The organism is Thiomonas sp. OC7 (genome assembly GCF_900634595.1).
Lineage (GTDB): Bacteria > Pseudomonadota > Gammaproteobacteria > Burkholderiales > Burkholderiaceae_C > Thiomonas > Thiomonas arsenitoxydans.
On sequence record NZ_LR131953.1, the window covers coordinates 2342181 to 2362421 of the forward strand.

General features: G+C 58.3%; 16 protein-coding genes. All 16 read left to right on the forward strand.

What is annotated here, in order from left to right; translation table 11 throughout:
- Positions 1-32 precede the first annotated feature (32 nt).
- The 16 genes from BIO17B3_RS11210 to BIO17B3_RS11285 all read left to right on the forward strand — a co-directional run bounded on the left by BIO17B3_RS11210 (position 33) and on the right by BIO17B3_RS11285 (position 20191).
- A complete protein-coding gene (locus BIO17B3_RS11210) occupies positions 33-401 on the forward strand; it encodes a prepilin-type N-terminal cleavage/methylation domain-containing protein (RefSeq protein WP_172979036.1) in 369 nt (122 codons plus the stop codon).
- Complete coding sequence (locus tag BIO17B3_RS11215) at positions 398-1072, forward strand: prepilin-type N-terminal cleavage/methylation domain-containing protein (protein ID WP_172979035.1); 675 nt, start codon at positions 398-400, stop codon at positions 1070-1072. Before BIO17B3_RS11210 ends, BIO17B3_RS11215 begins: the two co-directional genes overlap by 4 nt.
- The gene (locus BIO17B3_RS11220; RefSeq protein ID WP_156054121.1) at positions 1069-1977 is read left to right on the forward strand and encodes a general secretion pathway protein GspK; all 909 of its coding nucleotides are present in this window, start codon (positions 1069-1071) and stop codon (positions 1975-1977) included. The genes BIO17B3_RS11215 and BIO17B3_RS11220 overlap by 4 nt, the downstream gene beginning before the upstream one ends.
- A gap of 126 nt (positions 1978-2103) precedes the next feature.
- Positions 2104-3429 carry a PilN domain-containing protein gene (locus BIO17B3_RS11225; protein WP_156054122.1) on the forward strand — a complete coding sequence of 442 codons (1326 nt, stop codon included), beginning with the start codon at positions 2104-2106 and terminating at the stop codon, positions 3427-3429.
- Positions 3426-4016, forward strand: a complete 591-nt coding sequence (gene gspM, locus BIO17B3_RS11230; protein ID WP_156054123.1) for a type II secretion system protein GspM — start codon at positions 3426-3428, stop codon at positions 4014-4016. Before BIO17B3_RS11225 ends, gspM begins: the two co-directional genes overlap by 4 nt.
- On the forward strand, positions 4013-4732 hold the full coding sequence (locus BIO17B3_RS11235; RefSeq protein ID WP_156054124.1) for a hypothetical protein: 720 nt from the start codon (positions 4013-4015) through the stop codon (positions 4730-4732). The genes gspM and BIO17B3_RS11235 overlap by 4 nt, the downstream gene beginning before the upstream one ends.
- Positions 4733-4766: 34 nt before the next feature.
- The gene (locus BIO17B3_RS11240) at positions 4767-5687 is read left to right on the forward strand and encodes a class I SAM-dependent methyltransferase (RefSeq protein WP_172979034.1); all 921 of its coding nucleotides are present in this window, start codon (positions 4767-4769) and stop codon (positions 5685-5687) included.
- Positions 5665-8781, forward strand: coding sequence for a tetratricopeptide repeat protein (locus BIO17B3_RS11245; RefSeq protein WP_172979033.1), 3117 nt, complete (start codon positions 5665-5667; stop codon positions 8779-8781). Before BIO17B3_RS11240 ends, BIO17B3_RS11245 begins: the two co-directional genes overlap by 23 nt.
- Positions 8782-9138: 357 nt before the next feature.
- A complete protein-coding gene (gspD, locus tag BIO17B3_RS11250) occupies positions 9139-11439 on the forward strand; it encodes a type II secretion system secretin GspD (RefSeq protein WP_156054127.1) in 2301 nt (766 codons plus the stop codon).
- Positions 11440-11856: 417 nt separating this feature from the next.
- Positions 11857-12843 carry a hypothetical protein gene (locus tag BIO17B3_RS11255; protein WP_156054128.1) on the forward strand — a complete coding sequence of 329 codons (987 nt, stop codon included), beginning with the start codon at positions 11857-11859 and terminating at the stop codon, positions 12841-12843.
- Between the two features lie 144 nt (positions 12844-12987).
- Positions 12988-14745, forward strand: a complete 1758-nt coding sequence (locus BIO17B3_RS11260; protein WP_156054129.1) for a sialidase family protein — start codon at positions 12988-12990, stop codon at positions 14743-14745.
- A gap of 81 nt (positions 14746-14826) precedes the next feature.
- On the forward strand, positions 14827-15609 hold the full coding sequence (locus tag BIO17B3_RS11265; RefSeq protein WP_172981002.1) for an ABC transporter permease: 783 nt from the start codon (positions 14827-14829) through the stop codon (positions 15607-15609).
- Between the two features lie 43 nt (positions 15610-15652).
- Positions 15653-16915 (forward strand): ABC transporter ATP-binding protein, encoded by a 1263-nt coding sequence (locus BIO17B3_RS11270; protein WP_156054131.1) that lies wholly within the window; start codon positions 15653-15655, stop codon positions 16913-16915.
- Positions 16912-18336, forward strand: a complete 1425-nt coding sequence (locus tag BIO17B3_RS11275; protein WP_156054132.1) for a GNAT family N-acetyltransferase — start codon at positions 16912-16914, stop codon at positions 18334-18336. Before BIO17B3_RS11270 ends, BIO17B3_RS11275 begins: the two co-directional genes overlap by 4 nt.
- Before the next feature lie 9 nt (positions 18337-18345).
- Positions 18346-19503, forward strand: a complete 1158-nt coding sequence (locus tag BIO17B3_RS11280) for a glycosyltransferase family 4 protein (protein WP_156054133.1) — start codon at positions 18346-18348, stop codon at positions 19501-19503.
- A gap of 4 nt (positions 19504-19507) precedes the next feature.
- Positions 19508-20191, forward strand: a complete 684-nt coding sequence (locus tag BIO17B3_RS11285) for a PIG-L deacetylase family protein (RefSeq protein ID WP_172979031.1) — start codon at positions 19508-19510, stop codon at positions 20189-20191.
- Positions 20192-20241: the final 50 nt, after the last annotated feature.

Here is a 20241-nt window from a genome sequence, read left to right on the forward strand (position 1 = left end):
TGCGGCCTCGCCGAATGCCTTCGCCCCCATCCATGCGTGGATTTTCTCTGCTCGAAGTGCTCGTGGCCTTTGCCATCCTGGCCTTGACCTTGGGTGTGCTGTTGAACATTTTTTCTGGGGGCTTGCGCAACCTCGGTGATGGCCAGCACTACACCCGCGCCGTGCTCGACGCACAGTCCAAACTTGCTGAAATTGGCGTTTCGCAGCCGCTGGCGCCGGGCGAGATTTCCGGCGAAATCGACGACGTCTATCGCTGGTCGGCGCGCATCAGCCCGCTTGTCCTGTCGCCCGGGGGGCTGGCCACGCTCTACCAGGTTGACCTCACCGTCAAATGGGGCGAGGCAAACGCAGCGCGCGCCGTTCGCCTTCAGACCCTCAAGATCGGCCCGCCAACTTCATGAAGCGAAAGACCCACGTCATGCAGCGCGGCCTGACCTTGCTGGAAATGATGATCGCCCTGCTCCTGCTGAGCATGCTGCTCATGCTGTTGTTCGGCGGTTTGCGCCTGGCGTCCAGCAGCTGGGATCGGGGCAGCGCCTTTACCGACCAAGTTTCTCAGATGCAGCTGGTCGAGAACTTCATGCGCCGCGAAATTTCTCAGGCCGCAGCCTACCGCCTGCAACAAGATCCTCAAGACCCGAAAGCGGTTTTGCTGGGCTATCAGGGCAGCGCCAAGCGCCTGCGTTTTGTCGCACCCATGCCACAGGCTGCCGCCAAGGGCGGCTTATATGTCCTGACCTTCGGGCTGTCGCAGCAAGAAGGGGGCCAGCAGGCACTCACCTTGTGGCGCGAGCCGACTGACAAGGCCGGCTCCCCATCGCTGGCAAACCCGGAAAATGAAGCCGCCGATGCCCCCGTCATTTTGGCGCGTCATGTGTCGCACCTCGAGTTTTCCTACTACGGCGTACCTGCGGGTAGCACTCAGCCCGCAACCTGGCTTCCTGACTGGCCGGACAACCAAAACGCTCCTCAGCTCATCAAAATGAAAATCGCGTTTGATGGAGGCGCCAGTTGGCCAGACCTCGTCGTGGCGCCGCGCGTGGACATGGCCGCAGCGGCAAACGTGCGATGACCGACAATTCGGCTCTTTGCCCCCAAACCCGGCAGCACGGCATTGCACTGATTCTCGTGCTCTGGGTTTTGGTGTTGCTCACCATTATTGCGGGCAGCTTCGCCTACAGTGTGCACAGCAGCACTCAGATGGCCGCAAACGCCATCGAAACAGCCAAGGCGCAGTCTCTCGCCGATGGTGGAGTGTCTCGTGGCATATTCGAACTGCTGAGCGGGCAGGCCGCGCCGACAGCCTGGAAGGCCAATGGGCAGACGCACCTGATGCAGCTAGACGGCCAGGATATCGCCGTGACCCTCACCGACGAATCCGGCAAGATTGACCTCAACGGCGCACCTGCGGCCCTTCTCACCAGCATGCTGCAGTCCGTCGGCGTGGATCCCGATCATGCCGCGTTGCTTGCGCAAACATTGGTCGGCTGGCGCGCCCCGCCACCCACAGGGGCGGGCTTGCAGCCCCAGCTAGGCGCCCTCGCCGCACATGGCCCTTTTCGCAGTATCGAGGAGCTGCAACAAGTGCCTGGAGTGACGCCGCAGCTCTTCCAGCGTCTCGCCCCTTTGGTCACTGTTTACACCGGGCAGCCAGGCGTCAACACGCAAATCGCTTCTGAAGCGGTGCTGCAAGCTCTGCCAGGAGTCAGCCCCGCAATCGCCAGCGCGTATGCACAGCAGCGGGCGGCCCTGTGGCAAACCAAGCAGGCCGTCCCTTCCTTGGTGCAAGCGGGCACTTACAACGTAGCTGCCCTTTCGGGTGTCGTCAGCGTGCTTGCCCAAGCAAGCCTGGCCAACGGGGTCGGTTTTTCCCGGGAAGCCGTTGTTCGGATCACCGGCCAGCCAGCGCAGCCCTATCAGATTCTGTCTTGGCGCGAGGTTTACCCGGCACCGACCCCGGCCGACTCCCCAGGCTGAGGCGGCGCCAGATTCGCGGCCTGCAAGCCGCAAGCAAGCTCGGCGGTCAAGGACTTCTTGAGCGAATCGATCCAATACACTTCCACATTTGGCGGAAGTCTCCCGCCCGCATTCACCAACTCCCTGATGGCAACAACCTCCCCTCGTTCGGTCGATATTCGGCAAACGCTTTCCGTGCAGTGGCGCGTCTTTCTCAATTGGTGGGGCGCTGAACTAGCAGCGCTTCTGCCGACCTCATGGCGGTCCGGAGAGATCGACCCCTTCGAGGCCTGCCTGAGCAGCGTCGATGAAGGCGTTTTCTCGGTGCGTCGGCATCAGGGCGGGCGTTGGGTTGAAGTCGCTCGCAAAAGCCTGGAGGCAGGCGACTCTCGCACGCAACAGCAGGCCATCCATGCGGTGCTCAAGGCGGCCCATCTTCGGCCTGATCAGCCTTACCTGCTGGCGCTGCCGCCCCGGCAAGTGCTGCGTAAAGAAATCGCCCTGCCTCTCGCTGCAGAAGAAAACCTGCGAGCAGTCCTTCAATACGAAATCGATCGCTACACCCCGTTTCGGGCTGACCAGGTTTATGTGGATTACCGTGTGCTGCACAAAGATGCCGCCTTGGGAAAAATCACCCTGCTGGTTGGGGTGGTGCCGCGCGGGGTTGTCGATCAGGCTGTGCAAACCCTGCGCCAAGGGGGTCTCAAGCCAGCAGCGGCCGTCACGCTAGACGATCTCTCGCCAAACGTCGCACCGCTCAACTTTTTGCCAGACGCCGCGCGGCCCAAGCGCAGCCTGCGTCTGAGCAAAGCCAATATGGCGCTCCTGGCGCTGGTGGCCGTGCTCGGCGTCGCCGCCATTCTGTTTCCCATCTGGATCAAGCGCGAGGCATCTATTCAGCTGATTCCTGTCGTGGAACAGGCAGACAGGGCCACGCAGAAAGTCGAACAACTCCGCGACCGCGTTCAGGCTGTGCAACAGACCTACAACCTGCTCAGCGAAAAGAAGCGCATCCAACCATCGGCCATCCTCCTGCTCGATGAACTCACCCATCTCCTGCCCAAAGACACCTGGGTGCAGCAGCTCAATCTCAACGGCAACACCCTGCAGATACAGGGCGATACCGGATCGGCCTCCAAGCTCATCGGCTTGATCGAGAATTCCCGCGTGCTCAGCGGCGCCAGCTTCACCGCCCCACTGACCAAAGGCGCAGGCGAAAACACCGAGCATTTCCAGCTCAGCGCGCAGGTCGATACCGCCTCTCTGGTGCCAACGCAGGCCCAGGTGCTCGCTGCCGTTAAGGCAGCGCCTCCCCAGCCAGTCGCGTCGCAACCCGCCAAGCCTGCTGTGCCCGCAAGCGCTGCGGCCTCTGCCCCCGTTTCCGCCGCAAGCGCGGCAAACCCGGCAAACCCGGCAAAAGTGCCCGCCGCCAGCGCGCCTAAATCCGCCCCCTCTGCACCCAAAACCCCATGAACCTCACCCTGGCTCCCATGACGCCCAGGCAAAGCCGACTCCTGGCCCCTCTGTTGCTGCTGGCCGTGTTTGCCCTTGGCGTGGCCGCTGTGGCCATTCCCGCCCTGCAGCTCAACGCTCACTATCAATCGGCCATTGACCAACGTGTCGATCGCCTCACCCGCGAACAGCGCATCATTTCCATGGCGCCCAAGCTGCAGCAGCAAATGCTCGAACTGCAACGCCTCAACCCGGCGCGGTTCTATCTGCGTAACCCCAACCCTGTCCTTGCTGCTGCCGAAATTCAGGAGGACGCCAAGCGCCTGATCGACGCCAACGGCGGCAAGCTTCTCAGCATGAACATTCTCCCGCCCAAGGACGAAGACCAACTCACCCGCGTTGGCATCAACGTCCAGCTCACCGGCGGGCTCGATGGCGTGGAAAAGCTGCTCTACGGCCTAGAAACCGCCGTCCCCTACCTGTTTATCAACAACCTCAACATCCGCTCCATCAACGCATACATCCCGCCTAATGCGGCTGTACCCCCCTTGCAACTTCAGGTGCAGTTCGATCTCACCGGCTATGTGCGCAAGAAGGGGGCGGCATGAGTGCACTTCAGATCAATGGGCAAAAACGTCTGAGCGCACTCTTGCTGATTGGCGCGGCGGCACTCGTCGGTCTTCTGGCCTATGAGGCGCAGCAGGGCATCGCCCTGCGAGACAGTGTTTTGGCCCTCAAAACCCGCTCATCGGCCACGCCTCCCGCATTGAAGCTTGAGCCGCCGTTTCAGCTGCAAACGCTGTCAAGCTATTCGCCCATTACCGAGCAGCCCCTGTTCGTGGCCTCACGCACCCCCGCCAAACAGGAGGCAACGGCAACTGCCGCCCCGCCGCAGCAATTTGAGCTCACCGGCATAGCGCAAACCTCAAAAGAGTCAGTCGTATTGCTGCGCGATGCCAAAACCGGCAAAACCGAACGGCTGAAAACGGGCGAAAAGACCAAAGACGGCCTGGCGCTCGATTCCGCCAAACCCAACAGTGCGACGATTGATCAGAGTGGGCAGAAAGTCACGCTTGATCTTCAAGTCGTGCTCAGCGGCAATCGTCCCATGACCCCAGCACCTCCCGTGGCCGCAGCATCGGTGCCTCGTCCGGGATCAGCGCCGTCGGCGGCGCATCCCCCTCAAAAAGGCGCTAGCGCACCGGAGAATTCAAAGAGCAAAAGCGCATCGCCTGCAATAGATCCGGGTTTGCAACAGCTTAATGAACAAAGGGCCAAAATGGGCCTGCCGCCTTGCCGAAGCGACGGATTTTGTCCGAAATGAGTTTTTTGTTGAAGACAAGACAAAGGAGAACCCCATGACGCGCAGCGAACAGATCACGCAATTCATCAATAAAACTCAGTTGGGATTGGAAATTGCGCCTTGGCATAGTCCTATAACACCCAAGAAAGATGGCTGGAATTGTTTGTCTGTCGATATCTTTGACACGGATATTTTGCGCACACGTTCCCAGAATGATGAGAATCTTGATCCTAAATTGGTGGAAAATATTGAACCTGTGGATATTGTAGGTTCGGCCAGCGAGTTGGAGACTCTGATTTCAGCTCGTGGGCAAATGGGACAATTTGATTACATCATTTCAAGCCATAATTTTGAGCACTTGCCTAATCCCATCAAATTCTTGCAAGCTTGTGGAAAGGTGCTCAAAGTCGGGGGCATGCTCTCGATGGCGATCCCGGATCGGCGGGGGACTTTTGATTATTTTCGCCCTGTGTCCCAGATGGCCGATTGGTTGCGAGCTTATCATCAAAACCAGCAACAACCTGATCCGTATCAGATCTTCGCTCATCATGCGGTCAATGCACGCTATCAAGGAAATATTGTCTTCCCGCAGAATATCGATCCGCGAGGCGCGCTCGCCAATACCAAATTGCGCGCTCATTATGCGGCTTTGCAACAACAAGAAAATCAATGGAAAGATGATTATGCCGATGTGCATTGCAGTGTCTTCGTACCTGCCTCTTTTTACTTGTTGATGATCGAGCTGCAGTATCTGGGTCTGTCGCCTCTGGGGGTTATTCAGATCACGCCGACCGGGGGTGCAGAGTTTTTTGTGCACCTGAAAAATATTGGCGTTCAGTTACAGATTGACGAGGAAAAATTCCACCAGTTGCGCAACACCTTGATGCATGCGGTGATCGATGAGGTGGCCAGCAATTCCGCTTATTCCTTCAGTCTGCGCCAAGCACTTGCCCATGAACAAGCAAAAAAAACTTGAGCCATTTTTCCCCGCGCCCCCCCCGCCCGGGGCCAATTCTGTAAAGGCAAAACTCGAAGCACAACTGGCGCAGGCGCGCAGCGCGCTGCAGCAAAACCGCCCCGAGCAAGCCATTCGCTTGGGCAGGGCTTTGCTCAAGCAAGCCCCGGATGCACTGGTGGTGATGGATTTGCTCTGCCAGGCCTATACGCAAGCCCAGCGGCCTGAAGATGCTCTGCCGCTCTTGCGCACCATGTCGCGGCTCGAGCCGGACAACGCGCAGGTCTGGTTCAACCTCGGTACGCTGCAATTGCAACTGCGTCATCCATTCGATGCCAAGGCGAGTCTTCTGCGTGCGCTGCAGCTCAATCCCGCGCACCATCAGGCACGCAATAGCCTGGGGGTGCTGTTCATGAATATGGGGCAGGACGAACTGGCTGAGCGCACGTTTGGCGAAATCCTCGAGCAACAGCCGACCGATTACTACGCGCACCGCAACCTCGCCGCGCTGATGGTCAAACTCAAACGCGCGGACGAGGCAATCAACTATTACGAGCGCGCCTTGTCCATCGCCAACACGGGGCGAACGCGCTATGAACTCGCGGACGCCTTGTTCAAGCAAGACCCCAGCCGACACGGGCAGCGTATCGAAGAACTGCTGACGGCCTCGCTGCAAGCCGAGCCCCAATCAGAGGTCCTTATCGATCTGCTGGCGCGGTTTCACGCCGCAAACCAGGCGCCGGAAAAAGCCGAGGCGCTGTTTCAGCGTGGCATGCAACTGCCCGTGGTCCCCGGCGCGTTGCAACTGCGCTACGCTGATTTCCTCGCCAGCGAAAAGCGCCATCTGGAGGCCGATGCCCTCTACCGGCAGATTGCCAGGCGAGAACCGAAAAACCCCATCCCCTACAACAACGGCGCGAACAATCTCGAAAAACAAGGCGATCTGCTGGCCGCTCTGCAATTCGCCCAACTGGGCTTGAAAAAAGACGTTACCCACCCTGGGCCTTTGAGATTGACGGAGGGCAATCTCCTGCGGCGCACGGGAGACTTGTCCGCGGCTGAGGCCTGTTACCGACAGGGAATGCTGTCAGCGCCAGCTGAGCAAACGCTCTACAGCAATCTGTGGTATCTGCTGGATGGGCAATGCGCCAACCCGTCTGCTGACGAGGCTGCGCAAAACGAGCGCCTCGACTACGGCGTGATGATGAGTTGGCGCGGCCTGTTCGATCGCATCAAGCATGATCGAACCGCGCCACATGCCGGGCCCTTGCGCATCGGCCTGGTCTCGGCCGATTTGCGAGACCATGTGGTCGGCCATTTTCTGCGCGGCATCCTGCGTGCGCTGCATCAGCGGCATGGCCATCGTCTGCAGGTGCACGCATTTGCAAGCGATGAGGCCAAGGATGCCATCGCTCGGGAGATTCAAGCCCTGTGCGCTTCCTGGCACAACATCAAGGCGCTCGACGACTTGCAGGCTGCCCGCCTCATTACCGAACAACGCATCGACATCCTCATCGATCTATCAGGCCATACCGCAGGCACTCGGCTGCCGCTTTTCGCCTTCCGTCCGGCCCCGGTGCAGGTGAGTTGGTTAGGCTATTTCGCCACAACAGGATTGTTTGAGATGGACTACCTCCTCACCGATCCCTGGAGCCTGCCCGAAGACCACGCGCAATATTTCACCGAAACCCTCTGGCCCTTGCCCCGTACCCGGTTGTGCTACATCGAGCCAGACTTGCCGGTACAGAGCACCCCGCTGCCAGCGCTGACCAACGGCCACATCACCTTTGGGTGTTTCAACCAATCGGTCAAACTCACTCCAGAAACCCTCGATGCCTGGGGGCAAATCCTGCGCCAGGCGCCCGGCAGCCGCCTGTTCCTCAAAAATGCCGCCTTGATCAGCAGCGCCTACCGCCAGCAGCTCAGCGCGCATTTCGCCCGCTATGGCATCGAGGCATCACGCCTGATCTTCGAGGCGCAAAGCACCCATGAAGAGTATCTGCGCTGCTTTTCCCGTGTGGACATTGCGCTCGATCCCTTCCCCTACACCGGCGGCGGCACCACGGTGGACAACCTGCGCAGCGGCGTGCCGGTGCTCACTCGCTACGGCACCAGCCTCATCAGTCGCCAAAGCTACGGCATGCTCATGAGCGTGGGCCTGAGCGATTGGGTTGCCCCAGACTTGCCGCAGTACATCGACCACGCTGTGCAGTGGGCGAACAACCTGCCCGCCTTGGCGCAATTGCGCGCCGAGTTGCGATCTCGGACTTTGCAATCGCCTTTGTTCGATGCCGAGGGCATGGCAGACGATCTGGCTGCCGCGTTCGAGGCCATGTGGGCGCGCTGGCGCAGCGGCGAGCAGCCCGATGCGGAACAAAAATTCCGCAGCGCGTTGCGGCTGCGCTACCAGATCGGCTCACACAGTCAGGCGCCGGTTTGGATCATTGCGGCCACACAAAAAACCGAAGCGGAATTCTGGGAACACAGCGCGCTCGGCCAATCGCTGCGCTTGCTCATGCCGCTCGACCCTCGTCTGCAGCCGTGCATTACCTACGCCAACCGCCGAGGCTTGCCCGAAATCTACAACGCCGCCATCGATGCCGCGTCGGCCGATGCCGTGCTCGTCTTCATGCACGATGACGTGTACCTCGACCATCTCACCGGTCTCACCGCAGCGCTCGACCAAGGGCTCCAGCACTTCCAGGTCGTGGGCGTGGCCGGCAATCGCCGCCGCTTGACCCACCAGCCCGCCTGGGGTTTCATCAATCGCCACCTCCATCAGGATGAGGCCCGCTATCTCTCAGGCGGTATCGGGCATGGCAAGACACCAGGGCAAGCGGTCTGGGGCCATTTTGGCCCGACGCCTGCCGCCTGCGAATTGCTCGACGGCGTCTTTCTGGCGACGACCAAGGCGGCTCTGCAGAGCAAAGGCGTGCGCTTCGACCCTCGTTTCCAGTTTCATTTTTACGATCTCGATTTTTGCCGCAGCGCGCGTCAGGCGGGGCTGAGTCTGGGCACATGGCCCATCCGCCTGACCCACCAGAGCGGAGGTAACTATTTCAGTGACGACTGGCTTGCACAGTCCGCGCACTATTTTGAAAAATGGAAACACTGAAGCGCACGCCATGCGCAATCCCTGAGCCTCTGCCGACATGGCCCGCAATATCCGCTGCGCAGGCCATTATTGCCGGGCGCGCGGCAGGGTAGAGGCCGACTCGGCGCGCTGGCAGGTTTGCCCGCCGCGCGCCACAGGCTGACGCGGCCCCCATTCGCGCCCATTCCCAAACCGCGGGCTGCACAGGGGTTTAACGGATAATGAAAGGTTGATGAAACCAAACACCTGCTGGGTGATCCAGAGCCAAGTTCTGCGCCCCAACCCTCTGACCGACCCGGCTTTAGCCCTTTAGCCTTTACCCACGCACCGCCACGCCCAAGCCAACGCGGTGCGTTATCAAGCAAGGAATGCACCAAAATGAGCACTCGAAGCGATCTCAAACTTCGCCCGCTGGCCGCGCTGATCAGCGCGGCTTTTTTGTTGAGCGGATGCGCCTCGTCCCTGTCCAGTCGTCCCTTGATGCCGGATATTTCCTCACTGCCCAGCCATTTCCCCTCCAGCAGCGCAAGCGCCCCCGCCACGGCGGCATCTGGCCCGGCAGCCGCCGCCAGCAGCGCGAGCGCAGCAGGCAAGACCGGGGATGACAACAAATCCAAGTCTTACCTCTACCCAGGCACCGGGCAATTTGTCAAACAACCCACATCGGCCCCGCCCACCCACACCTCCACCGCCGAGGGCACGACCCTCAACCTCGAAGGCGCAGACATCCGCGAAGTCGCCCACGTCATTCTGGGCGACATTCTCAAGGTCAACTATGTGGTCGATCCCCGGGTGCAGGGCAACATCACCATTCGCACCAGCAGCCCCATCCCCAAAGATGCGCTCGTGGCTACGCTTGATACCGCCCTGCGCATGAACGGCGCTGCGCTGGTGCATGACCCGCGCGAAAACCTCTACAAAGTGGTGCCCCTCTCGGTGGCCATCAAAGGCTCCGTTGACCCGCAGGTGGGCGGGGCCAACATCCCGCTGCGCCCCGGTTTCAGCGTGCTGGCTGTGCCGCTGAAATACATCGGCGCGGCCGACATGGCCAAAATTCTCCAGCCTCTTACACCCGATGGGGGCATTGTGCGTATCGATCCCGTGCGCAACCTGCTCATCTTGGCCGGAGGGCAGGGCGAACTTCGCCACATGCTCGACACCATCGATATGTTCGATGTGGACTGGATGGCCGGCATGTCGGTGGGCATCTACAAACTCGCCAATATGGATGTCAAGAGCGCCGAGCCTGCGGTAGAAAAACTCTTTGGCGACAAGGCCAACAGCCCCCTCACCGGCCTGGTACGCGTCATTCCGCTGCAGCAGCTCAACGCCTTCATGGTGGTGACGTCTCAACCCGCCTACCTCGAAAAAGCCAAGCTCTGGATTCACCGCATCGACCAGGCTGGCTACGGCGGCACCCAGCTCTTTGTTTACCCCGTGAAAAACGGCAACGCCGTCAAGCTGGCTGCGGTGCTGAGCTCGCTCTATTCCTCCAAAACACCGGCGGCCTCATCCAGCTCGGCCAGCGTGGCGCCGGGCCTCACCGGCAGCAGCATTTTCTCCAACACCACAACCGGTGGCGCCACGTCTTCGCTCACCACAAGCTCAACCTCTACGTCCACCGCCACGCCCGGCCTGGGCACTGGGCTCAGCTTGCCGGGCTTGTCCAGCAGTAGTGCAGACCAGGGCAGCGCCGTCACCACCGGCGGCGACCAGAACGTCACCCTCAAGGCCGAAGGCGGCGTCAAGATCATTGCCGACAAAGACAACAACACCCTGCTCATCCTCGCCACGTCGCAAGAGTACGAAAAGATCGAGGCTGCCCTGCGCCGCCTCGACACCAGCCCCCGCCAGGTGCTCATTCAAGTCACCATCGCCCAGATCACCCTCAACAACAATATGCAGTACGGGCTGGAGTGGTTTTTCAACAGCAACAACGGCACCGTCAACGGCCAGCTCGTCAGCAACCTGTCATCGGCTGGTGGGGCCATCCCCTCCACCCCCAGCACCCTGGCCAATGGTTTCTCGGTCTATAAACTCGGCGGCGCCGGCGACATTCGCGTGCTGTTCAACGCCTTGGCTCAAGACTCCGATCTCAAAATTCTGTCCACGCCGCAGTTGATGGTCACCGACAACCAGACTGCGCAAATTCAGGTCGGCGACCAAATTCCCACTTTGGGCAACACTCAGACCACCACCACCAGCACCATCACCAGCGTCAACTACATCAACACCGGCGTGCAGCTCACCGTCACCCCGCGCATCAACGCCGGCGGGCTGGTCTCCATGGACATTTCGCAGGCCGTCAGCACCCCCGGCGCCACCACCACCTCCGCCATCAATTCACCCACCGTCAGCCAGCGCTCCATTCAAACCCATGTGGCCGTGCAGTCCGGCAAAACCCTGGTGCTCGGCGGCCTCATTCAAGATCAGGACGGCGGCGGCAACACCGGTCTGCCCTACCTCTCGCGCATTCCCGTGCTGGGCGCCTTGTTCGGCACCCAGAGCGTCACCAAGGTGCGTACCGAGCTGGTCGTGCTCATCACCCCGCGTGTCATCAACAACCCGGAAGAGGCCACAGACGTCACGCAGGAATACCGCAAGCGAGTGGACGAACTCAAGCAGCAGATCGAGGGCGCTCTGCCCAAAACCACTGCCACAGAGCCGATCAAGCCATAGCCGTCCACACAGAAACACCGTGACGTCGAAAAAAAACAACAAACACCCTCGAGAGGGCTCGAACTTGAGTCTGTCAGCCCACGAGCTGTGGCTATACTTCAACGCGTTACAAAAGTCCTGATTAAAAAAGGACGGCTGCAACGCTTGGCACACTACTTGCATCGCAAGGGTGTCAGATCTGCAAGGGGGAGGCAACAAGAGTCAGGGAGACGGCCAGGCAAACCAACGCCCGGCCTTCAGTGGGAAGCGAAAGCGCCAATAGCGCTGCGTCATTCTTCCAACAACTGAGCTCAACATGGCCAAACACTTGACGATTTGTCTTCTCCGCATGCTAGTATTGATTTCAGCGCAGTGATCGCAACAATTCAGTCATCACCGCTATCTGTGTTTTCAACCCGTTCTGAAAGGAAGTTCTCAATGAACAACATCAAATTCAAGAAAAGCCTGATGGCCGCTGCTGCTGGTGCCGTGCTGGCCACCGTTGGCATGTCTGCCGCCAACGCCAACTCCCTGCTGTTTCCGTACTGGACCACCAACAACGGTGCCCAAAGCGCGCTGAGCCTGAGTACCGACGGTTCTGTAGGCACGGCCCGCACTCTGCATTACGTTTACAACTACGGCCCCTCCTGCACCCATTACGACCTGAACGGGTCCATGACCGGCAACGATCTGCTGCAGCAATCCGTGGCTTCTCCCGCTGCCGGTGGCTTTGGTCTGGCGGTGAGCACCGACAAGTCCACCCCGGCTTATTTCCCTCTGGCCAACCAGACCGGTTTCCTGGTGGTTACCGACTTGACTTCTGCTAGCGCTGCTGCGATTTCCGGCGACATGGCGATTGTCGATCCCACGACCGGCCTGGTGGCGGCTTATGCTGCAACCAGTAACAACCTGTCAACCGGCGGCACTGCGTATGCAAGCAATGAAGGCAACTTCTCTGCCGTCACGCAAACCAGCTTCGGCTTGGCCTTCTACCCGCAGGGCCTTGTTCAGACCTCGTGGTATTCCATCATCATGGGAGATATGAATACTGCGATCAATGGTGGACGCGACTGGACAGCCACTGCGACGGTGACCAACACCACGGGCGGGGCTGGCGGTGTTTACAACAACGACGAATCGTTCTTCTCCGGCACCAACAGCAAGACTCTGACTTGCGCTGGCAGCGTTGCACCTACCGATCTGATGACCACGGCGCAAACGGCTGCAGTGGGTACGAATGGTGGCTTGATCCAGGCGGGTTGGGCGCTAGTTGCGGCATCGACTCCCACGGCTCCCACCACGACGACTTCCGGTAAACCCGTGTTGGATGCCGCGACGGGTGTGCTGATGTATAAGATGGAGTTGGTCAACGCCTCAGTTGGTGGCGTGTTCGGCGGCAAGCAGTTCCTGTTCCAACAGAACTGATTGAGTCGTTGTCATGCGAGCTTGAGGCTCGGCATACTGACAGAAGCCCCGCGCAAGCGGGGTTTTTTTATACCGCGTGCAAAGCGATGGGAACCTCCTGCCCATGGTTGTGTCTCAAAAAAGCTAATCCTTTTTAATTGTTTTATGAAAACACCTTCCCGAATTGCCGCGCTGGCCTGTCTTGCCCTACTCACCTCCTGTGCGGATTTGAAATCTCACGGCGCGGCGGAATCCATACTCCAGATTAGTGGATTGAATACAGGCTCCCCGGAAACATTTCCTGCCGTCCTGCGCCTGCCTGATGGCAAACCCGCAGTACTTTACGCCTCGCCCGACAGCCGCGTTACCTTGCAAATCAACGGCCGCACTACGCTGCTCGATGAAAAGGCCCCTGTACATAGCGGCAATCGATTCCAGTTGCATCAACAGGGCAAAAGCCTATATGCGAGTTGGTGGTCGCACGAAAATAACAAAAATCTCTATATCACCCGCAGCACCGACGAGGGTAAGTCTTGGGGGGTAGTTTCGATCATCAATGATCAACACGGGGTTTTGCCCCCATATAGCCTGAGTTTTGGCACAAATGGTGTGGTCGGCGCCACCTACTCCGACGAGCGCAGCCCAAAGTATGAGGTTTATTTCAATCGGTCCACCGATTACGGCCTGAACTGGCCGCGCCCTGATACCCGACTTGACGAGCAACCCACCAGTGCGGTGTCATTTGCAGTCGAGCCGCGCACTGTGCAGATTGGCAAGACCTGGATCACGTTCTGGAATGATGTATCCCCCATATTTGCGGGCACCAATGTCTACCAAGTGCACATGCGGCTGTCTCCTGACGAGGGTAAGACCTGGGGCAAAGTGCAAGACTTGTATAGCTCGCAACACCAAATCAGCTCGATGCAGGTGATCGCTGCAGGCGACAAAATTGCCGTTGTGTTCGATGATTATCGTCACGGTATCAAAGCGCTGGTTTCTCCAGATAAAGGCCAGACCTGGATGCCGGTAGCGACCTCTGAAGGCAGCACCCAAATGACCAACAGTGGTTTGGTTTTGGCGTCATCAGACGGTTATGTCTATGCGAGCTGGATCTCTCAGAATGACGGCAAAAAGCCCGATATTCTGTTTGATCGCCTTGGACTTGCAGATGGAAAGTGGGTTGGCGCCACTCAGCGCATCGATGTCAAGCAATATAGCAATACCACATCAATGCTACCCACCATTTATGCTTTCGATCATGGCCCGGTCGTGATGGCCTGGGTGGATTATCGGGACATCAAGCCTAATATATTTATGAGCTTATCAGCCGACCATGGAAAAACATGGAGCGCCCCGCAGCCCTTTGGTAAGCCTGGCATGGTCAACCTAGGTCTGCCTAAGTTGCTTCCCTGGGCAGATGGCCTTGCCCTTGCTTACGAGTCTTTTCCGAAGGATCAGCCAACCAATGGTGAATTCATATTGGCGAATCTAAATATCGATGCCAAGACAAAGAGTTTGCCAGTATATGCTGAATCCGAAAATTACACGCCTGAACAAAAGAAGAAGCTGCTCGTTGAGCGCGTGAATAAACTCGCGCAGCTGCGCATTGAAAAAAAATACCCGGAGCAATACGGATTTTTTGACTATGCCATGCGAGCCTTCATGCCTGAAAAGGACTTCATAGAAAAATCTGGAATTATCAATTACTATAAAATCGAACTTGTCAAGGACTCGGTTGAAGGAAACATTGCAGAAATCGAACAAAAAATGACTTACGACAGCAAGCCATTTCCCTTGCCTAATGGAAAAATGGCATCGGTTAAAAAGGTGACTGTTGACGTAAAGAGTACTTGGGTTTGGGTTGGAGACAATTGGTATCTTGTTTACGCGCCATCATTTGGCAAGCCGTTACTGAGTTATTGATATTTAATTCCTGCCTATTATTGACAGGAATTCTATTTTTGCGGGGGTGGCGATAGCCTCCGCATTTTGTTTTATAGAATCGTGATCACGTTAATAAAAAAAATAACCGGAGCCGTCCAAAGTAACCGGGAGTTGCTTGTTCTGTTGGTCCGTCGGGACATTGCGGCGCGCACTTCAGGGACTTTTCTGGGCGGACTCTGGATGTTCGTGCAACCGGCTTTGCAGGTGGCGGCCCTGTGGTTCCTGCTCGATGTGGTGTTGAAGGTGCGCTTTCCTGGTATGGAGGGCGGCTTCGTCGGTTATTATCTTGTGGGCATGTTGCCTTGGCTGATGATGAGTGAAATCATTCAGCGCAGCCTCGGTGTTATGTCAGAGTATGCCGCTCTTTATCAACGGGCGGTGTTTCCCTTGTTTATTATTCCGGTTGTTCCGCTGTTGGTCAGCGGGGGCATTTACACAGGGATATTTTTTATTGTTGCACTCCTGATTTCAGGCTGGACGGGCGGGCTAGGCGCTCTTGTCTTGATGCTGGGCTTGATGGTGTGGCTCTTGCCTTTTTGCTATTTGCTGGCGGTGATCGGGTTGTTTATTCGCGATTTACAGCAGCTGGCGCCCTTTGTTCTGACGATGTTGATGTATGTCACGCCGATTCTCTATCTGCCTTCGGCCTTTCCGGAGAGTTTGAAGTGGTGGCTTCAGGTCAACCCATTCGCGCACCTGATGGTGCTGGCCCATGCCTTGGTGCAGGGGCAGGGCTGGACTTGGACGAGCCTTGCCCTACCCGCCGCTATCTGGGTGTTGGTTTTGCTTCCTTCTCTGGCGCTGTTCCGCCGTTCACAACCGCATATGCGGGAGGCGCTGTAATGACAAGATTTGCGGGGTGTGCTCTGCGCAGCGTGGTGTCTCGATGAGTGCGGTGGATTTGATTGGGGTGAGCAAGACTTACAGCCTCTATAGACACGGGATCGATCGCTTGCTGGAAGTCGTCAGCGGGAAAAAGAGGCACACCGAATTTTTCGCCTTGCACCCGCTTGATCTGCATATCGCCGAAGGTGAAGTGCTGGGTTTGGTCGGCATGAACGGTGCCGGAAAGAGCACTTTGCTGAAGCTGCTGGCGCATACGCTGACCCCTACGACGGGAACGATTAAGGTGCAGGGACGCGTCTCCGCCTTGCTCGAGCTAGGCACCGGCTTCCACCCCGAAATGACGGGCCGCGAGAATGTCTATCTGTCAGCGGCGGTACTTGGCATTGCACGTAGCCAAATCGAAGCACTGTATGACGAGATCGTGGATTTCTCTGGCCTGCACGATTTCATGGAGCAGCCCGTCAAGACCTATTCGTCCGGCATGTTTGTGCGTCTTGCATTTGCCGTGGCAACCTGCGTCAATCCGGATGTGTTGATCGTCGACGAGGCTTTGTCGGTCGGCGACGGGGCCTTTGCGCGCAAGTCGTTCGATCGCATCATGGGCTTTAAGAAGGCGGGAAAAACCATTTTGTTCTGCTCACATTCGCTGTATCAAGTGGAAGCGATCTGTTCGAGGGTGATTTGGGTCCACCAAGGCCGCGTCATGATGGATGGCGATCCTGCGCAGGTCGTTGCTGCGTATAACGGTTTTTTGAACAGCCAGGGACGCCAGTCGGACGGATCTCAGATTGAAATGAGGCAGGTCAGCGATGCGCCCGTCCTGGTTCCCGCGGGGCATGCACGGTTGACCAAAATCACTGTTGCTGCAGATGGCCAGATTGGAAAGCAACTGCAACTGCGTTCTCTGGCGAGCGATTTGTGCCTGCAGGCTGAGTTCTCATCCGATCCGGTATTGCCGGTGCCCACCGTGGCTTTCGCCATTACGGGGCCGGATGGCCGCTGGATTTGCAGTGCTGGCAGCCTCAATGATGGTGTGGTGATCCAACGCCAGGCTGATGGCAGCGGGCAAGTTTCGCTGACGTTCTCTCGCTTGTCTTTGCTCAAGGGCGAGTATGACGTGCAGGTTTTTTTGCTGAGCGAGGACGGGGTGCACATCTATGATCAGGCCAATGATGTCGCAAGACTGCAGGTCACGCAGACGGGCCTCGAGCAGGGAATTGTGGCAATGCCTCATAGTTGGGCCACAGGCGCTGCCGAGGCGGTGAACCCGTTGTCTGTTGGTTTGAAGGAGCATGCCGAGTGAACCGCTCGGCAATGCAGACCGCACCGGTGAATTTGCGAGACAGCAGCGCAGGCGAACTGCAGGAGGTGTTGGGCGATTTGCCCTCGGCCCCTGCAGATCTCTTGTATTGGTCGCCAGCCCCAACGCATGTCGCTGCGTTGGAGGCTAAGGGATATACGGTTCAACTTGGATTGGAGACGGAACTCACCGTGGCCGGGCGCAATGCGCGTTTGGGGTGGAGACTGCCTGACAAGGATTTGGCCCCCGTGCCGGCAGTCTGGCTTGCTAACCTGACACCGGCAGTGAATATCCTGGCCTGTCTGCAAAGTGCGCTGGCCGCCCTCGCACCTGGCGGTATTGTGCTGCTGAGTTTTGCTGCAGTGGAGCGGGCGCGGCTTCCAAAGTGGAGGTCATATTGGGTCAGTATCGCCCAGCGCCTGGGTTTGCAACTGCAGCACGATGGCGGGGGGCACATTTGCTTGGTCAGAGCAGACCGCGTGCCTCGCTGGGAAATCAGGCTGGCAGACCAGCGGGACATGCCGCAGATTCAATCGCTTTTCAGTGCCGTTTTTGGTCACGAACTGAGTGAGTCGGTTTGGGCATGGAAGTATGCGCAAGGCCGGGGTCATGCCATTCTGGCTTATCAGGACGGGCACTTGGTCGCACACTACGGCGCCATCTATCGCGACATTTTCCTTGAGGGGGAGCGCAATTGGGCTCTGCAGGTCGTCGATGTGATGGTGCATCCCGGCCATCGTGCTGTGATGACCAAGCAGGGGGCGTTTTTTTTGATGACGACCACTTGGGATGAGGTGTACGGGCCCTTGGCATTCGGTTTTCCTACGGCGCGAAGTATGCAGCTCGGTCAACGTCTGGGGATCTATGCCGATGCAGGCGCCATAGTCGAAGTTCGTTGGCCGCCTGGCTCGAAGCGCCCGTTCCTGACGACACATCTTGTTCCCGTCGATCTCCGTGATTCGGTACACCGCGCAAAAGTCGATGCGCTGTGGCAGGTGATGCGCGAGGATTTATCCGGCCGCGTTGTCGGCCTGCGAGGCGCGGACTGGCTCGCCCATCGTTTTGCCGAACATCCCAGCCGACGCTACGAGATTCTTGCAGTCAGCCATCGATTGAGTGGAGCCTGGGAAGGGGTGATAGTCTGGCGCGAATGGGATGGGCGCATCGAGATACTCGATCTGGTTGCGCCGGTGCAAAAGATGCCTGTCCTGTTTGAGCAGGCGCAGCGGGTGTGCGCCTTGCGCGGCTGCCGAGAGGTCTATCTGTGGATTGCTGCGGCCAGTGCTGACATGGTTCGCACTAAGGGGGCAACCGTGCATGAGACGGATATGCGGATTCCGACGGACTGCTGGACGGGTGCGCCGGGTGCGGAACGGCTCATTGACCGGTGGTGGCTTGTCGGCGGCGATAGTGACTTCCGCTGAAAACGCGCCATGCGATTGCTGATCGTCACACGAGAACGCCCCGGCGATTCCCGCTTCGGCCTTGGCAAGGCGGTACGTCGGATTGCCGCCGAACTACTGGCTCGAGGCCATGAGGTCGAACTCATCAGCGCCGCGGACTGGACGGAGCAAGACAGTAAAAACCACGCCAAGACGAAGCGCTTTTTGCAACGTCTGGGAGCGCCAGAACCACTGGCCAGCACGCTGGCAGAGCGCTGGGTGCAAGCGCGGCGTACGCGCGTCTTGTTGCGGCGCGCAAGCTACACGCATCTCTGGTTTCAAGATCCATGGCTGTCCGCTGCTTATTTGTTGCTGCGTCCCTTTGGTCGCTCTAGCCGCGACATTCGCTGGGGAGTCTCGGAGCACGGTTTGGGGACGTTTGCCCATGCGGTTGCGCTTGACGGTCTGCACATGCCGAAACGATGGTATCGAGTCTTATTGTGGCTCGAGGCTTGGAGTTTGAGACGGGCTGATTTTGTCCTGTTGCCAAGCAAGGCGGTCGATTCTCAGTTGCGCCAGGAACTTCATTTGCCCATGGCGCCGGAGCACTGGACTGTCCTGGGCTACGGCCGCCCATCGGCTCCGACGATGTCGCGCGAGGCAGCGAGGCGTGATTTAGGCTGGGATGTCTCAGATTTTTATGTGCTTGTGCTTGGGCGTACAGCACCCGTCAAGCGAATTGACCTGATTTTGAACGCATGCTTGTTGGCGCAGTGCGCGGGGGCAAAGTTGCGTCTTGTCATCGTCGGCGGCGGTCTGTATGCCGATCTGCAGCGCCTTGCAACTGGCTTGTCTTGTCCGCCCATTTGCGTTGAGGTGGACGATCCCTCTATCTATCTGGCGGCTGCGGACCTTTATCTGAGTGCATGCGCGGTTGAATCATTCGGGCTGTCTAATTTAGAGGCGGTCACTGCTGGATTGCCCTGTGTCGTCGCGGCGGGCGGTGGTGCAACTGAAGTCCTGCAAGACGGCGCTTGGCTCATCGAGCCGACTGCTGAGAATTTTGCGGAGGCAATCTGTGTGTTGTTTAATCAGCCAAAGCTGAGGGCTCGTTGGGCAGAAGCAGCTCTTGCCCGCGCCGCATGTATTCCGACCTGGGCACAACTCGCGGTTCAATACGAAGCGCATATCGGAGGCGAGCATGCATAGATCCATGCCCCCAAAACCGTTTCCTCTGGAGGCCATTGAGCATGCCTTGGTGTTCATACCGCATCCTGACGATGAAGCGCTGGGTTGCGGTGGCCTTCTTCGTCGACTTGTTGATGCGGGGTGCAACGTCGAAATTGTGCTGGTGAGTGATGGCTGTGGAGGGCCGAATCACCCCGACAATCTTTCAGCGGAACGACTTCCTGAATTTGCACGCTCGATACGCATCCTCGGCGTAGAAAAGTATGAGGCCTGGCTCTTGCCTGATGGTTGCCTCGATCAGGTGCCGGATTTGAATGAGCGCATTAATGCGCGTATCAAAACTTCAGCACCTGATCTCATCATTGCACCATGGCCGGGAGACCTACATCCAGACCACGCGGCCATTGGCCATGCAGTCGCGTCTAGCCCTGCCGCTGACAGGTGCAGCGTGGCTTGGTTCGAAATCTGGTCGCCTTTGCCAGCCAGCCATGTTCTCGACATCACGGATCTCATGGACGTCAAGTTGCAGGCTCTCAAAGCACATGAAACTGCACTGCGTTTTGGCAATTATCTCGAAGCAATGATGGGATTGTCTGCCTATCGTGGAATCAATCTGCCCTACCGAGGCGCCGCAAACTATGCGGAGGCCTATCTGTTGAGAGCGCCCCCAGACCTGCCGCGTTCGCGTCGGGCCCCCCGAGGGGGATGAGAAAACTTGGGGCGGCCCGGCGTTTTCTCATGAGGCCCCAATTTTTCTCC

Excerpts from the sequence above, each read along its gene's own strand:
- BIO17B3_RS11210 (WP_172979036.1), top strand. The coding sequence starts at position 33 with ATGCGTGGATTTTCTCTGCTCGAAGTGCTCGTGGCCTTTGCCATCCTG.
- BIO17B3_RS11215 (WP_172979035.1), top strand. The coding sequence starts at position 398 with ATGAAGCGAAAGACCCACGTCATGCAGCGCGGCCTGACCTTGCTGGAA.
- BIO17B3_RS11220 (WP_156054121.1), top strand. The coding sequence starts at position 1,069 with ATGACCGACAATTCGGCTCTTTGCCCCCAAACCCGGCAGCACGGCATT.
- BIO17B3_RS11225 (WP_156054122.1), top strand. The coding sequence starts at position 2,104 with ATGGCAACAACCTCCCCTCGTTCGGTCGATATTCGGCAAACGCTTTCC.
- gspM (WP_156054123.1), top strand. The coding sequence starts at position 3,426 with ATGAACCTCACCCTGGCTCCCATGACGCCCAGGCAAAGCCGACTCCTG.
- BIO17B3_RS11235 (WP_156054124.1), top strand. The coding sequence starts at position 4,013 with ATGAGTGCACTTCAGATCAATGGGCAAAAACGTCTGAGCGCACTCTTG.
- BIO17B3_RS11240 (WP_172979034.1), top strand. The coding sequence starts at position 4,767 with ATGACGCGCAGCGAACAGATCACGCAATTCATCAATAAAACTCAGTTG.
- BIO17B3_RS11245 (WP_172979033.1), top strand. The coding sequence starts at position 5,665 with ATGAACAAGCAAAAAAAACTTGAGCCATTTTTCCCCGCGCCCCCCCCG.
- gspD (WP_156054127.1), top strand. The coding sequence starts at position 9,139 with ATGAGCACTCGAAGCGATCTCAAACTTCGCCCGCTGGCCGCGCTGATC.
- BIO17B3_RS11255 (WP_156054128.1), top strand. The coding sequence starts at position 11,857 with ATGAACAACATCAAATTCAAGAAAAGCCTGATGGCCGCTGCTGCTGGT.
- BIO17B3_RS11260 (WP_156054129.1), top strand. The coding sequence starts at position 12,988 with ATGAAAACACCTTCCCGAATTGCCGCGCTGGCCTGTCTTGCCCTACTC.
- BIO17B3_RS11270 (WP_156054131.1), top strand. The coding sequence starts at position 15,653 with ATGAGTGCGGTGGATTTGATTGGGGTGAGCAAGACTTACAGCCTCTAT.
- BIO17B3_RS11280 (WP_156054133.1), top strand. The coding sequence starts at position 18,346 with ATGCGATTGCTGATCGTCACACGAGAACGCCCCGGCGATTCCCGCTTC.
- BIO17B3_RS11285 (WP_172979031.1), top strand. The coding sequence starts at position 19,508 with ATGCCCCCAAAACCGTTTCCTCTGGAGGCCATTGAGCATGCCTTGGTG.